A 14,795-nucleotide genomic window follows, 5' to 3' on the forward strand; every position below is an offset into this window, starting at 1 on the left:
TAGGTATTAATATATGTAGAGCCGAAAGGATGGATAGTGATGGCAGAGGAAAATGGAAACACAGCACTTAAAATTGGTTTAATCCTTGGGGGCGTTGTCTCCGTTATTGTATTACTCAGCACCCGTAAAACCCGTTCTCCTATTGTTGGCGGCACGAAGCAGACAGCTTCCACATTGAATGACACGTCGCAGTTTCTTTCAGAAAATAGAGAATCGATTATTTCCACGTTAAGGGAAACCTCGAATTATTATTCGGAGCTGCTTCAGTCGGCAAGCACAGATATCCAGGAGATCGTCAACCGGGTGAACAGTTTAAAAGAAACTCTGATGAAAGCAAAAACAACCACGCTTGAAACTACGGGTGAATTAAAAGAATTAAAAGAAGAAAGTACAGCGATCGAAAGCAGTTCTTCTAACAGTAATGCAGGCCAGCTGCAGCAAGCTGAAGATACGCATTCTTCTTCATAATAAAGGGCAGGTTCTTTCATTTGAACCTGCTTTTTTTAGTGGTTTGAAATTATTACTGCATTTGACGTTTACCTTGGCCTTACGAAGGAAATACATCATATAGAATGATAATAGAACAGTTAACACAGTCACGGAAAGGGGCAACAGACAATGGGAATTACAAACAATTTAAAGCAGTTAAAAAATAAAGAGGATGAATACGGTTTTGTTTCCTTTTATTTGAACACAGATATTGGCGAAGGCGGACAGCCTAGCGAAGAATGGAAAATTAAATACAAAAAGGCTGTCAATGGCTTAAAGCAATATGCAGATAAGAGCGAAACGAAAGATGAAAAAAACGCGATCAAAAAAATTACCGATGATATTGAAAAATACATTGAAGATCACCGCGATGAATTGCAGAAAAGTATTATCATTTTCGCTTCTGGTGACGGCTCCACCTGGGAATCGGACATTTTCCAGGTGCCGGTGGAAACAGAAGTTATGTGGGAACCAACACCGCAGACCGAGCAGCTGGAAAAGCTCGAGAAAACTTTCCCGCCAACTGCAATTCTTCTTACGAACAAACAGGACGTTTATCTGATCGATACTTCCATGGGTGTAATCCGCGAAGAAATGCAGTTCCACTGGGATGTGGACAGCGAGGACTGGCAGGAATACAAAGGTACAGCATCAGCTGACCGTACTGCCGCAGGCTCCACCCAGGTGGACAAAGTGCAAAAGCGCTTTGAAGAAAACCGCCACCGCTGGTACAAGAGCCTTGCGCCTGTCATCAACAAACAGATGAAAAATCGCGGTCTTGATACGGCGTACATTATCGGTGATAAAGAATACGCTAAAGATTTGGAAGAAAACATGGGTGAAAGAGTGAAAGAAGTCATTAATAAAAACTTGATTTCTACGCCGACGCATGAAATCTTAAACGAAATCTATCCTGAAAACGTGCGCTAAACAGTATGACTGCAGCAGCTGCTATTATAGCAGCTGCTTTTTTCATGAATAAATCACCCCGGGGTCTTTGGGTCTCTGCACAAAATCCCTCAGTTTTTGATATAATACCTTTTGTTTGGAAATAGGCTTGGATTTAGATAAGATACAACACGAAGGATACTATTGAAGAGGTGAGCAGGATGAAGTTTTCGATGACCGACGGCGGATTTCAAACAAAAACAGACTACGGAGAACTCTCTGTGTCCGGGGAGGAAGAGTATGGCTTCCGTCCTTTTCAGCTTATGACTTCTTCGATTGCTGTATGCAGCGGAGGAGTGCTGCGGAAAATTATGAACAAACGGCATCAGACAGTGCATGATATCCAAATTGAAGCGGAAGTGGAAAGGGATGAAAAGCAGGCAAATAAAATAACTGCTGTTCATCTGCACTTTACCGTAAAGGCAGAAAACGTAACGGAAGCCCAAATGGAAAAGAATATGGAATGGACAAAGAAAAACTGTTCGATGGTTCAGTCAGTAAAAGACAGCATTGCGATTACAGAAACATTCGAACTTCTTTCCAACTAGCAGTGCGGAAGGTCTTGGAAGAGAATTGGAGAGAAAAGTATGGCAAACGCCGGACGTAACCAGTTAGATTTCACGGAAGGCAGTATCATGAAAAAAATGGTGATATTCGCCTTTCCAATTTTCATTGGGAATCTGCTTCAAAGCTCCTACCAAATCGTAGACAGCCTGTGGGTCGGTAATTTAATCGGAGCAGAGGCCCTGGGGGCAGTTTCCCTGGCGTCCACCATTTTGTTTTCTGTGCTGTCTTTTATTATAGGCATTAACAGTGCAACATTAACAGTGCTTTCCCAGAGGGTCGGGGCTGACGATGATGAGGGCTTAAAACGGTCCCTGAATGCTTTTGTCTCGGTTTTAGGAACGCTTGCAATTATTCTTGGAGCGATAGGTTTTTTTGCAGCGCCCACCGTTTTAACGTGGATGGGGACGCCGCCGGACATCCTGGAAAGTGCAGTCATATACTTACGCATTAATTTTATTGGTATTGTCTTTTTGTTTGGCTATAATTTTATAGGCACTGTCCTGCGTGCGGTCGGCGACAGCAAGACCCCGCTTCGCTTTATCATGATGGCTGTCGGGTTGAATATCTTCCTGGACCCGCTGTTTATTTCAGGCTTTGATATGGGTATCCAGGGAGCAGCAATCGCGACAGTTATCTCCCAGGGGAGCGCATTTGTGTTTGGGGTCGTATATATGATTCTTGTGAAAGGGCTGCCTTTTGCCGTGCCAAGCATCCCGGAAAAAGCAGAATTTCAGCGTATTATGAAGCTTGGCCTTCCCGCGGGCCTGTCGATGATGGCTATCTCCGGCGGGCAGCTGGCGATTATGACGGTGGTCACGTCGTTTGGCTCTGTGGTGCTTTCCGGGTACGGGGCGGCCCAGAGGCTTGACAGCCTGATTATGCTTCCGGCAACAACGCTCGGCTCTGCTATTACAAGTATGGCCGGCCAGAATATTGGAGCGAATCGCTGGGACCGGATCAGCTCCATTGCGAAAAACGCTTTAATTTTAATTCTAATCGTATCGATCACAATGAGCACCGCTGTTTTTTTACTGGCTGAGTTCTTGATGGGACTGTTTGTAAATGACGAAGCAACCATTCAATATGGTAAAACATATCTCCAGATTGTCGCTTTCTTTTATCCGTTTTTAGGGATAAATTTCGTACTGAATGGGATTGTACGCAGCTCCGGGGCGATGATCCAGGTGCTTGCCCTGAATATTATTTCCTTCTGGGTGCTCCGTTTTCCGCTTGCCTGGTTCTTTTCCGAAAGAATAGGGGAAAACGGAATTGCGCTTGGCATAGGAGCGAGCTTTGTAATCAGCGCTGTAATTGCAGTCAGCTATTATGTATTTGGCGGCTGGAACCGCATTGATATCTTTAAAGAAGAAAAGAAAAAAGGAGGCGCGTGATGAGTACGCCAATACACGACAAAAACGAGCAGCTTCAGTATATAAAACAGCGTCTGTACCTGCTTTCGACAATGGTGGATAATATTGATCCTGAAGAAGGCTCTGCATCGGAAATGAAGAAACTCGAAGAAATGGTGGAACAGCTGCGGATTAAATGCCGCCAGTTTCAGCCGGATTGGAAGGATTACTGATGCCTGACGTTTATTTTATCCGGCACGGGGAATCGGAAGGAAACTATGCCCAGGTGCTTCAGGGCTCAATGGATTATCCATTAACCCCACATGGCCAAACGCAGGCAGAAGCGCTGGGCAGTTACTTTCGCGAGGTTCAGTTCGACGCTGTAATTGCAAGTGATTTAATGAGGGCATCTGGCACTGCAGCGGCCCTGGCAGACTTTCAGCAGGTGGACATATCCACCGATGAGCGGCTTCGTGAAGTACATTTAGGCGTGCTCGAGGGAAAAGCAAGAGAGGTTATTCAAAACGAATTTCCGGACCTCATTGGACGAGACCTTTTAACCGCCGAAGTGGAAGGGGCGGAAACAAAAAACGACCTGACAGCCCGGTGTGCCTGGTTATACCATAAGCTGACAGAAGAATGGAAAGAGAAGGACCAGGTTGCAGTTGTTTCGCACGGGGGCTTCATTACCATCTTTTTTATGTATTTATTGGCCAAAGACAACTGGGTATCGCTCCAGCGTTCCATGCGTATCGACAATACAGGAGTATCCCGGATTCACTTTCGAAAAGACCGTGCTTCTATTCAATACATCAACCGGATCACACATTTGGAATGACATGAAAAAGCAGGAGCCGCAGCTCCTGCTTTTAAACGTTTAGCCGTTGTATTCGATCGGACCGTTTGGACCGAGCGGAATGCCGGTGAGCATCCATACGACAAGCAGCAGGGACCAGAACAGAAGAAATGCGACGGAATATGGAAGCATAACTGCTATCAGGGACCCGATGCGCATGTTTTTGTCATACTGCTGGGCAAACGCGATAATAATCGCAAAATAAGTCATCAGTGGTGTAATAATATTGGTGGAGGAATCTGCTACGCGGTACGCCATCTGCGTTAGTTCCGGCGAATAGCCAAGCTGCATCATGATAGGAACGAAGACAGGAGCGAGGATTGCCCATTTCGCAGAGGCACTTCCGATAAACAGGTTAATAAAACCGACAATTAATACGAATACTAAAATTAAAGGAATACCGGTAAGATTAATAGACTGTAAAAAGTCTGCGCCGTACACAGCCATGAATGTACCCAGGTTGGTTTCTTCAAAATAAGCAACAAACTGTCCGGCTGTGAACGCGAGCAGAATGAACATGCCCATACTTGCCATCGTGTCAGAAAGCTGATTAGCGACGTCCGTATCGTTTCTGATGTTTTTTGTCACAATACCGTATACAAGCCCGGGAATGAAAAAGGCTATAATGATTACGACAACGAGGGAGTCCATAAACGGCGATTGAACGACGGCTCCTCCTTCACCGCGGAGCGGAGCATTAGGCGGAACAATGAGCAGTGCAAGCAGGATAATAGTTAAAAGCGCTGACCCCATTGACCATAAAATTCCTTTCTTTTCTGTCCCGGACAGGGACGTAAGGTTTTCCCGGTATTCGCCTTTATACTCCCCAAGCCGGGGCTCGACGACGAACTGACTCACGAATGTGCCGATAATAGCCAAAAAGAAAGTAGATACAATAATAAAGTAGTAATTCATCGCCAGGTTCATCTGTTCAGCATACGCCGGATCGATGGTGGAAGCCGCCTGGATGGTCAATTCACCGAGCAGGACATCGGTACCGGAAAGCAATAGGTTGGCGCTGAAGCCCGCCGAAACCCCGGCGAAGGCGGCAGCAAGACCTGCTAGTGGGTGCCGGCCGAGTGCGGCGAAGAGGATAGCGCCGAGCGGTGGCAGCACCACATAACCGGCATCCGAAGCTACACTTGACATGATCCCGGCAAAAACGAGGCCGAAGGTAATTAAGGACTTAGGAATGGATAGGATAAATCCGCGAAGAAGCACACTGATTAATCCAGTACGCTCAGCGATGCCAATACCGATCATGGTAGCAAGCACCACTCCGAGCGGGGCAAAGTTAATAAAGTTGTCCACCATGCTGGTGAATATGTATTCAATTCCACTAGATGAAAGCAGATTGGTTACCTGGACTGTTTCTCCCTCTTCCCCGGGAGACTCCACCTGCAGGCCGGCAGCAGAAAGGATGGAAGATAATACCAATACAAGCGCGGCTAGAATGGCGAACAGAGTAACCGGATGGGGAAGCTTATTCCCAACTCGTTCAATCCAATTCAGCGACCGCTGCAGCATGGTCGACTTTGGTGCAGAAGAGCTCATAATTTCCCTCCTAATTCGTTTAAAAATGACGAAAGTATCATAAGTACACAAAGCTTATTGTAATGAATGAAAACAAAGGAAGAAAGCCATTTCGTCGAGAATAGGAAAATAGAACGGAAAAAATAAATAACAATTTATTGGAAATTAATGCTTTTCTCCTAAAAAAAGAAAATATTGCAGAATCCCAAGTGCATCGGGGAGCAGGTCGCGTGAACATGGGTAAACGTGATAAAATAACAAAGCTTCATGAAAGGACGTAATTACTGTGCAGCAGATAATAAGGCAGATCCCGTCCGTATATGATGTTCAGCTGATGCTGAAACGGATGGCACTCGATCCGCTGTATAATGTAGATATTGATCAAAGACAAGTGAAGCTGCCTCTGCCAGGTGAGAGGCAGCTTGATACAGTAACCCTTGGATTTGTTGAGCATCAATCGAAGACGTATGTATATATAGAGGCTCCGGAGAGCAGAGAACAGGAGGCTGTGAATAAAATTGAACGTATTTTTCGCTTTCATCAGCCCCTGGAGCAGGCAGCCGGACATTTTCAGGGAACGGAATTAGAGCCGCTGTTCCGCAGGTTCTACGGGGCGCCGCTCACGTGTGACTTTGATTTATACGGCTGTCTTATAAAAACGATTATTCATCAGCAATTGAATATGGCTTTTGCCTATACACTTTCAACAAGATTCGCCCAGACGTACGGGGTGTTTAAAGACGGAGTATGGTTTTATCCTGGTCCCGAAGTAACGGCCGCGATACATCCAGACGAACTTCGCCGCCTGCAGTTCAGCCAAAGGAAAGCAGAGTACGTCGTAGATGTCTCTAAGAGTATAGTTCAGGGGACGCTTGATATAGATTCTCTTCAGAAAAAGACCGATGAGGACGTCATAAAAGAGCTCACGCAGCACCGTGGTATAGGCTCCTGGACGGCAGAATGCTTTTTGTTATTTGGGCTCGGAAGGGAAAACCTGATGCCTGCTGCTGATATCGGTGTGCAAAACGGTTTAAAGAAGCTGATTGGGCTTGAAGCCAAACCGTCTAAGACAGAAATCACAGAATGGGCCAGACGGTGGAGCCCCTACAACAGCTATGCAAGTATTTATTTATGGCTTCATATGGAAATACCAGATAAAGGAGAAGATATGCGTGCCGAAAAATGAAAAGTTTGAACAACGTCAACCGCTTCAGGAGGGTCAAGAATTTCCGCTGACCATTAAACGAATAGGCATTAACGGAGAAGGAATTGGGTATTTTAAACGCCAGGCCGTATTCGTTGAAGGTGCCCTTCCAGGCGAAGTAATCGTTGGACAGGTAGAGGAAGTGAAGAGAAATCGTGCGATCGCAAGCATAAAATATATTCGTGAAGCTTCACCGAGCCGCCAGAAAGCTCCCTGTCCGGTGTACAAAATTTGTGGCGGCTGCCAGCTGCAGCACGCTGAATACGGCGAGCAGCTGTGGATGAAGCAGGATCTGGTGCTGCAGTCATTTGAACGTTACGCCCCCACGGTACCCGAGGTCCGTGAAACGATCGGCATGGAAAATCCGTGGAGATATAGAAACAAAAGCCAGTGGCAGACGGGAGAAGGAAAAAAAGGGCGAGTGGAAGCGGGTTTGTACTCGAGTGATTCCAACCAGCTGGTGGATCTCACTAATGTCGGCTGTATGGTGGAAAAATCGATTTTAAATAAGATTACTAAGGCAATTACCGTATTTATGAAGAATGAAGAGGTGCCTGTTCACACAAGTAACCAAAAAGGGGTAAAAACCATCGTCGTGCGGGCAAATGAACAAAAAAGCGAGGTTCAGGTCACGCTTGTAACGTCTTCGGTGGACCTGCCGGAGCAGGAAGAGCTGGTAGATTTCCTCCGTTCTTCGTTCGCAGAAATAAAATCAATTCATCATCATGTGCAGAATGAAAGCAGTCCGACTGTTTTTGGTGGTACGACCAAACGCCTCTGGGGAAAAGACACGATCAAATATAACATGCAGGATTTCTCGTTTCATCTATCGCCGGAAGCATTCTTCCAGCTGAACTCCGAGCAGGCTTCCACCCTTTATGACGAAGCGAAAAAGGCAGCGAAGCTGACGGGCCGGGAAAAAGTGGTCGATGCTTACTGTGGCAGCGGCACTATTGGTCTATGGATGTCCCCGGACGCCAGGGAAGTACGTGGAATGGACATGATTAAAGCAAGTATTCAGGACGCCAACAAAAATGCCAAACAGGCAGGAGCTTCCCACGCCAGGTTCTACCACGGAAAGGCAGAAGAGATGATGCTGCAGTGGCAGAAGGAAAACTGGCGTCCGGATGTAATAGTCGCGGATCCGCCGCGCACAGGCTGTGGGGAGGCACTGTTAAATACGATTGGAAAAGTAAAGCCTAAACGCTTCGTATACGTTTCCTGTAACCCGTCCACCCTGGCCAAGGATGCCGCTTACCTGAAAAAAGCAGGATACCATCCAGAATATGCCCAGCCGGTGGACATGTTCCCTCAGACCTCCCAGGTGGAAGCAGTGGTGCCGTTTGTATACAAACCGGAGAAAAAAGGAAAAAAATAAACATGAGTGGTGAACAGCAATGTGCTTGTATTGGCTCGGTATCAGCCTGATTGTCTCTATTATTCTTACCATTTTGGCCAATCTGCTGCTCTACCTTTTTTTATAAAGCAGGAAAGGAGAGCGGAAATTTATGTTTGAAAAACAGCTTTGGCAGCATGCTGCCAGTTCCTTAAACGAGTTTGCCGATTTTATTAGTGAAGCACTCAAAGGTCCGGTCACCATAGAGGATGCGACACACCGTCTGCTTGCCTACAGCGGCCATCCACAGGTTACTGACGGAGCACGAACGGCAACGATCATGGGGCGGCGGGTGCCGGAAGAAGTGATTCACCGTTTGTGGAACGAGGGAGTAATTCCAAGTCTTCATCAACAGAACGAACCGATCTCCATTTCTGCTATTAATGAAATAGGACTGGGGACAAGGATGGCCGTAGCCGTTAAAGAGAAGCAGACGGTGATAGGCTATATTTGGGTGGTAGAGGGCGACACGCCGTTTTCAGAGGAGGCGAAGGAGGACCTGCATTCGGCAGCTGTTGTCTGCGGTCAGCGTTTTCGGCAGCAGCTCCATCCAAGAAATCCGGCGCAGCAGGATCAACAGGAATATTTTTGGCGCCTGCTGACAGGAGACGAAACAGAAGAACAGGCGGTAGAACACCAAATACTACGCTTTTTTCCGGGCAGGGCCCAGCAGTTTTCCATCGTAGTTATAGAATTTTCGGAACGGCTTGAGCACAATGCCTGGGAGCAGCTGAATTACCTGCTTACCATCTCCCAGCAGGTCAAAGTAATGCTTAAAACATATGACCAGCACCAGGCTATCCTTATGCTGTACGGACTTGAAAGCAGAAACATAGAAGCCACTATTTCTGCTTTCTTACGCCAAATGCACAGGGTATGGCAGGAACGGTATGGAGATACGCTTATGGCCATCGCGGCATCTGAAATTTGTCATCGTTATACAGAAGTGGCGGGCGGATACAGCCAGGCGTTAACCATGCTTGATTTAAAAAAACAGGTTCGCCAGCTTCCATCCCACTATTATTTTTTGCACGAAGCGGGTTACTATCGATTTTTTCCTGTACTTTTGCAAAGATGGGACGAAGAAACGTTTACCCATCCTTCCTTAAAGAACTTATTTGATTATGATGCAGAAAATGAGACAGAGCTTTTAAGCACGCTTTACATTTATCTTAGTGAAGACTGCAATGTCAATGCAGCTGCCAAAATACTTCATGTGCACCCGAATACATTGTCTTATCGTTTGAAAAGAATGCAGGCGATTGCGGGGATAAGGCTCAATACGGCCCATGAAAAATGGACACTGCTGCTGGAACTGGAGTTGTTGAAAGAAAAACAAACAAGCCAGTTGTGAAAAATCACAAATAGACAATGGGAATATTATTTTGTTCCGCCAATGCTTATGACCAGGAAACACGCTATACTAATAGAAAAGGTATTAGAGGAGGCGATGGATCGTGATAATAGGGGTTCCCAAAGAAATAAAAAACAATGAAAACCGGGTAGCCATTACGCCCGCCGGTGTTGTGCATTTAACACAAGCTGGCCATCAAATACATGTTGAAAACCATGCGGGAGAAGGAAGCGGGTTTTCAAATGAAGAATATGAAGCAGCTGGGGCGAAAATTATCACTGAGGCTGCAGACGTATGGCAACAGGCAGAGATGATACTAAAAGTGAAAGAACCACTAGCTTCAGAATATCCATTTTTCCGCGAAGACCTGATTTTATTTACGTATCTGCATCTGGCAGCTGAACCTGAATTGGTCAAAGCATTGACTGAAAGCGGGGTTACTGCAGTGGCATACGAGACAGTTGAGGAGAATCATACGCTTCCGCTTTTAACACCAATGAGCGAAGTAGCAGGGCGGATGGCAGCCCAGGTAGGCGCACAATTTCTGGAAAGTGTACATGGAGGAAAGGGCGTTTTGCTTTCGGGAGTACCGGGAGTAAAAAAAGCGAATGTAACAGTTATCGGCGGGGGCGTTGTCGGTACGAATGCAGCCCGTATCGCTCACGGGCTTGGGGCCAATGTAACTATCATCGACTTGAGCCCCTCCAGGCTCCGGCAGATTGATGAAGATTTCGGCGGCCAGATTCAGACACTGAGCAGCAACCCCCTGAACCTGGCAGAAGAAGTGAAGCGTTCAGACCTGGTCATTGGAGCTGTGCTTATCCCCGGAGCTAAAGCGCCAAAGCTGGTAACAGAAGAAATGGTAAAAAGCATGGATAGGGGCTCTGTACTGATCGATGTCGCGATCGATCAGGGAGGTATCATTGAAACGGCAGACCAGGTGACGACGCACGACCAGCCCACCTATGAAAAACATGGAGTAGTGCACTACGCTGTGGCAAATATGCCGGGAGCAGTCCCGAGAACATCAACGATCGCTTTAACAAATGTCACTATTCCCTATGCGCTCCAGATCGCAAATCTGGGCGCGGCAAAGGCCCTTTCAAATAACCCAATGCTTGGCAAAGGGCTGAACACCGCGAAGGGAAAGGTTACGTACCAGGCAGTAGCAGAGGATTTAGGTTATCCTTACGCCTCATTAGACGAAATACTTCCGATGTTGTAAAATATGGAGCGGGGGCCCGGCATGGGCACCCCGTTTTCTTTTAGAAAAATAACTGCAGCAGAGTCACCAGGGAGCTGCTGTCCATAGGAAGGGAGGGGGAGTGCGATGATTTCCTGTGCCGGTATCGATGCTGATGGAAATACAGTAAATAATATTACATTGGATGAATTTAAAAAGTACGAGTGGAAATGGTATTGGATTGACTATTCCTCTCCCTCGACGGAGGAAACCAATACACTGGATTCAGTGTTTCACTTTCATCCTCTGGCTATCGAGGACTGTTATACAGAACGTCAGCGTCCAAAGCATGATACCTATGACGGCTACAGTTTTTTTGTTCTTCATGCCCTTGATAAAGAAACGCTTGGAGCTGAAGAGATTTGTATGTTTCTTGGCCCCAATTTTGTCGTTACATATCATGAAGCCCCGTCTTCGGCAGTGAACTATTCCTGGAAAAAGCTACGGGCCGAAGGGGCAGAGCTGAATCCGGATGATGTCAGCTACCACATTATTGATAAAATGACGGATGAGTATTTTCCGGTGCTAGAACAAATTGAAGACCGCCTGAACGAGATCGAGGAAAGCAACTCGGAGCTTTCCTATGGTAAGCTGATAGAAGAAGTATTCGATTTAAGGTCAGACTTGCTGAGACTGCGCCGAACCATCGTTCCTATGAGAGATCTGGTCTACCGCGTACTGTTTGTGGAACGTCTGAACCTAATTACCGAACAGCGGGAATACTACCGGGATATTTACGATCATCTGCTTAAGGTGACAGAAATGATCGAATCCAATCGGGCAATGACTTCAGATATGAGGGATAATTTCCAAACGATGGCTTCAAACCGAATGAATGCTATTATGATGACCCTCACGATTGTATCGACCATTTTTATCCCGCTGACTTTTATCGCGGGGCTTTATGGCATGAATTTTGTTTATATGCCGGAGCTTGAATACAGGTACGGATATTTTATAGCGCTCGGGGTAATGTTCCTGATAGCAGTAGTGCTGCTGGGCTTGTTTAAACGAAATGGATGGTTTAAGATTTTTAAATAGAAGAGTAGAAAGGGGCGTTCGGATTGTCCTACCGGTTATATAAAGCACATTTTAAGCATCCAATGCATGAAGAGGATTTGATTGTTTATTACGACAAGGATCAATCAACCTTCTGTTTTGCGACAAAAGATATCGAAGAACAATCCCCGGAAATATGTAAGTTTCAGTATCCAGCGGATTCACTGCACGATGTGAAGCTTTTCATTGAAAAGCTGGGTGTTGACGCCCAAACGCTGACGTTTCGGCATTATCTTCTGCATTAATAAGCAAATCCCCCGATGCAAAAAGCATCAGGGGATTTTTTTATTATTAATCAAGATCAGCGGGATATACACCGTTTTCGTCATGCACTTCACGACCGCTAAGTGGCGGGTTGAAGACACATACCATACGCATATCTTTGCTGCCTCCACGAAGCATATGTTCATCGTTTTTATCGAGTGCGTATAATACGCCTGGTTCCAGCTGATATACTTTATTGTCGCTTAAAGTTTCGATTTCTCCATCGCCTTCAATGCAGTATACGGTTTCGAGATGGTTCTGGTACCAGATGTGAGTTTCAGTACCGGCACGAATAATTGTGTCATTTACCGAATACCCCATGTTGTCGTCTTTCATGATGAAACGGCGGCTCACCCAGTTGCCGTCATCTACTTCACGTTCAGTGCCGAGCAAATCTTCGAGTTTAATTACTTTCATTGTCTATTCCTCCATCTTGTCAGTTAAGAGTTTATATCATAAAAAGGCCGACCGCCGGAGTCGATCGATCGGCTTCTTTTTATCCAATTAGTCATGCAGTGGATTATTTGGCTACGAGGTTGCTTTCAGCGGTAACTTCTTCAATTGCCTGCTGAAGAATTGAAAGGCCGCGCTCAAGCCCTTCATCATCGATTGTGATTGGCGGGAACAGCTTAAATACTTCATCTTCCGCTCCAGCTGTTTCCATAATTAGGCCGTGCTCAAAGCATCTGCCCGCTATATTATCAGCCAGGTCTTCGATAGGACTCATGATACCCTGCATGAAGCCGCGCCCTTTACGGACACCTTTCATTTCCGGGTGCTTCTTAATCATATCATCGAGAAAAGAAGTGATACGCTCGGATTTTTCCTGAACATTTTTCTCCAGGCGGTCGTCTTTCCAGTAATTCAACGCTTCAGTTCCTGTTACAAAAGCAAAATTATTTCCACGGAAAGTACCGTTGTGCTCCCCGGGAGCAAATTTGTCATATTCCGGTGCCACTAAAGTAATGGCAAGCGGTGAGCCATTGCCGCCGATGGACTTGGAGAGACATACAAAGTCAGGTTTGATGCCAGCTGGTTCAAAACTGAAGAAAGTACCGGTACGGCCGACGCCTGCCTGCACATCGTCCAGAATAAGCTTAATGTCGCGTTCCCGGCAGATTTTTTCAATGGAACGAAGCCATTCACTGCTTGCAGCATTTAAGCCGCCTTCGCCCTGTACGGTCTCTACGATAAACGCTGCCGGCTTATCGAGGCCGCTGCCTCCGTTATCAAGGAAGTTCTCGATATATTCAATGGAATTATTGCTTTCCTTCAAGAACTGGTCATACGGAAGCGTAGAGGTATTAGATAAAGGCATGCCGGCTCCGTTACGCTTGAATTTGTTTCCGGTAACGCTCAAAGCACCGATGGTCATGCCGTGGAAGCCATTAGTAAAGCTGACTACGTTTGTCCGGCCGGTTACTTTCCGGGCGAGCTTCAGGGCGCTTTCAACGCTGTTTGCGCCCGTTGGGCCAGGGAACATAATTTTATAATCCATATTACGCGGCTTTAAAATAATATTTTGGAAAGCATCGATGAACTCGCCTTTAGCTTTAGTTGCCATATCAAGGGAGTGCGTAACCCCGTCTTCCTGAATATAGGTAAGCAGCTTTTGTTTCATATTTTCATCATTATGGCCGTAATTCAGGGCCCCGGCGCCGGAAAAGAAATCAACATATTCCTTTCCGTCCAGATCCCAAAGCTTATACCCCTTTGCCTGGTGGAAAACGGTAGGGAATCCTCTCACATAACTGCGTACTTCCGATTCGTATTCATTAAAAACGCTGAGATCATTCTGCATCATAAAAGTAATTATCCTCCTTAGGGATGTTATCGAAAAATTCAGTTTTTACATAATACATGACATGCACTTTGCATGTCATGTCCGCTACTTATTTTGTAAATGGTCCTATTCGAAATGTCAACTCTTCTTCGTGCTCGTCATCTGGAAAAAGGTCTTCCGTAAAGCATTCAGAAACCGTCACTTCAGTTTCTCTTTTTTGGGCAAGCTTTTTAAACAAAGCCTGGGATGCTTCATTAGAAGGGGTGATAGTTGCTTCCAAATAAAGCACATTTTCACAAACATCCCGTTCTAAAAGTGCGTTCAGCAAACGGGAAGCAAGACCTTTTCCCCGTTGGGAAGTATCTACGCCCACCTGCCAGACAAACACGGTATCCTGTTTTTCAGGTGGAATGAAGGCCGTTACGAAGCCCACTAATTCATCGTTTTCTTTAGCGACAACACATGTTTCGGCAAAAAATTCACACATCATAATATACTTATATGAGGAATTTAAATCCAGTGTGGAGTTTTTGACAAGTTCCCACATGTCTGCCCCGTCTTCCACGGTTGGTTTGTCAAAAACGATTGAATCGACGGAACCGTTCGTTCCAGTCATTTTCGTTTCCATTTTCTTACCACCTTTTAAAAGTAATAGAGGGCTACCTGTACTATACCTCTTTATGGAAAATACAAACTTAAAATTGTGTTGTTTTAAAATGTAATAAGATCTACCAGACTCACAAATAAAAG

The 14,795-nt window shown here is 45.8% G+C and carries 16 protein-coding genes; 12 read left to right on the forward strand and 4 right to left on the reverse strand.

All coding sequences use genetic code 11. The features are described 5' to 3' along the window. Positions 1–39 precede the first annotated feature (39 nt). From B5066_RS02240 to B5066_RS02265, 6 genes are all read left to right on the forward strand, one after another. The gene (locus B5066_RS02240) at positions 40–468 is read left to right on the forward strand and encodes a hypothetical protein (RefSeq protein WP_079474328.1); all 429 of its coding nucleotides are present in this window, start codon (positions 40–42) and stop codon (positions 466–468) included. 150 nt (positions 469–618) lie between these two features. Next, positions 619–1,419 carry a VLRF1 family aeRF1-type release factor gene (locus B5066_RS02245; RefSeq protein WP_079474329.1) on the forward strand — a complete coding sequence of 267 codons (801 nt, stop codon included), beginning with the start codon at positions 619–621 and terminating at the stop codon, positions 1,417–1,419. Positions 1,420–1,598: 179 nt separating this feature from the next. Further along, positions 1,599–1,985, forward strand: a complete 387-nt coding sequence (locus B5066_RS02250; RefSeq protein ID WP_079474330.1) for an OsmC family protein — start codon at positions 1,599–1,601, stop codon at positions 1,983–1,985. A 39-nt stretch (positions 1,986–2,024) separates the two neighbouring features. Continuing rightward, complete coding sequence (locus B5066_RS02255) at positions 2,025–3,395, forward strand: MATE family efflux transporter (protein WP_079474331.1); 1,371 nt, start codon at positions 2,025–2,027, stop codon at positions 3,393–3,395. Further along, positions 3,395–3,586 (forward strand): SE1561 family protein, encoded by a 192-nt coding sequence (locus B5066_RS02260; RefSeq protein ID WP_079474332.1) that lies wholly within the window; start codon positions 3,395–3,397, stop codon positions 3,584–3,586. The genes B5066_RS02255 and B5066_RS02260 overlap by 1 nt, the downstream gene beginning before the upstream one ends. Beyond that, a complete protein-coding gene (locus tag B5066_RS02265) occupies positions 3,586–4,191 on the forward strand; it encodes a histidine phosphatase family protein (protein WP_179124016.1) in 606 nt (201 codons plus the stop codon). The genes B5066_RS02260 and B5066_RS02265 overlap by 1 nt, the downstream gene beginning before the upstream one ends. 39 nt (positions 4,192–4,230) lie before the next feature. Here B5066_RS02265 and B5066_RS02270 read toward each other — a convergent pair whose 3' ends face one another. Then, positions 4,231–5,763: an AbgT family transporter gene (locus B5066_RS02270; protein WP_079474334.1), complete on the reverse strand. Its 1,533-nt coding sequence runs from the start codon at positions 5,761–5,763 to the stop codon at positions 4,231–4,233. Positions 5,764–6,028: 265 nt separating this feature from the next. Here B5066_RS02270 and B5066_RS02275 point away from each other — a divergent pair, with 265 nt between their 5' ends. The 6 genes from B5066_RS02275 to B5066_RS02300 all read left to right on the forward strand — a co-directional run bounded on the left by B5066_RS02275 (position 6,029) and on the right by B5066_RS02300 (position 12,243). Then, entirely contained in the window at positions 6,029–6,928 is a 900-nt protein-coding gene (locus B5066_RS02275; protein WP_079474335.1) for a DNA-3-methyladenine glycosylase family protein, read from the forward strand. Next, positions 6,915–8,324 (forward strand): 23S rRNA (uracil(1939)-C(5))-methyltransferase RlmD, encoded by a 1,410-nt coding sequence (gene rlmD, locus B5066_RS02280; protein ID WP_244897330.1) that lies wholly within the window; start codon positions 6,915–6,917, stop codon positions 8,322–8,324. Before B5066_RS02275 ends, rlmD begins: the two co-directional genes overlap by 14 nt. Positions 8,325–8,454: 130 nt before the next feature. Beyond that, positions 8,455–9,696, forward strand: a complete 1,242-nt coding sequence (locus tag B5066_RS02285) for a PucR family transcriptional regulator (RefSeq protein WP_079474337.1) — start codon at positions 8,455–8,457, stop codon at positions 9,694–9,696. A 103-nt stretch (positions 9,697–9,799) separates the two neighbouring features. Then, entirely contained in the window at positions 9,800–10,921 is a 1,122-nt protein-coding gene (ald, locus tag B5066_RS02290; RefSeq protein WP_079474338.1) for an alanine dehydrogenase, read from the forward strand. Between the two features lie 105 nt (positions 10,922–11,026). Continuing rightward, positions 11,027–11,980, forward strand: a complete 954-nt coding sequence (corA, locus tag B5066_RS02295) for a magnesium/cobalt transporter CorA (protein WP_079474339.1) — start codon at positions 11,027–11,029, stop codon at positions 11,978–11,980. A gap of 23 nt (positions 11,981–12,003) precedes the next feature. After that, positions 12,004–12,243 carry a hypothetical protein gene (locus B5066_RS02300; protein WP_022795051.1) on the forward strand — a complete coding sequence of 80 codons (240 nt, stop codon included), beginning with the start codon at positions 12,004–12,006 and terminating at the stop codon, positions 12,241–12,243. Between the two features lie 46 nt (positions 12,244–12,289). Here B5066_RS02300 and B5066_RS02305 read toward each other — a convergent pair whose 3' ends face one another. The 3 genes from B5066_RS02305 to ectA form a co-directional block, all read right to left on the reverse strand. Next, a complete protein-coding gene (locus B5066_RS02305) occupies positions 12,290–12,679 on the reverse strand; it encodes an ectoine synthase (protein ID WP_022795050.1) in 390 nt (129 codons plus the stop codon). A gap of 103 nt (positions 12,680–12,782) precedes the next feature. Further along, complete coding sequence (gene ectB, locus B5066_RS02310; protein WP_079474340.1) at positions 12,783–14,066, reverse strand: diaminobutyrate--2-oxoglutarate transaminase; 1,284 nt, start codon at positions 14,064–14,066, stop codon at positions 12,783–12,785. 88 nt (positions 14,067–14,154) lie between these two features. Next, positions 14,155–14,673 (reverse strand): diaminobutyrate acetyltransferase, encoded by a 519-nt coding sequence (gene ectA / locus B5066_RS02315; protein ID WP_233133499.1) that lies wholly within the window; start codon positions 14,671–14,673, stop codon positions 14,155–14,157. Positions 14,674–14,795: the final 122 nt, after the last annotated feature.

This window comes from Marinococcus halophilus (assembly GCF_900166605.1).
Taxonomy (GTDB): domain Bacteria; phylum Bacillota; class Bacilli; order Bacillales; family Marinococcaceae; genus Marinococcus; species Marinococcus halophilus.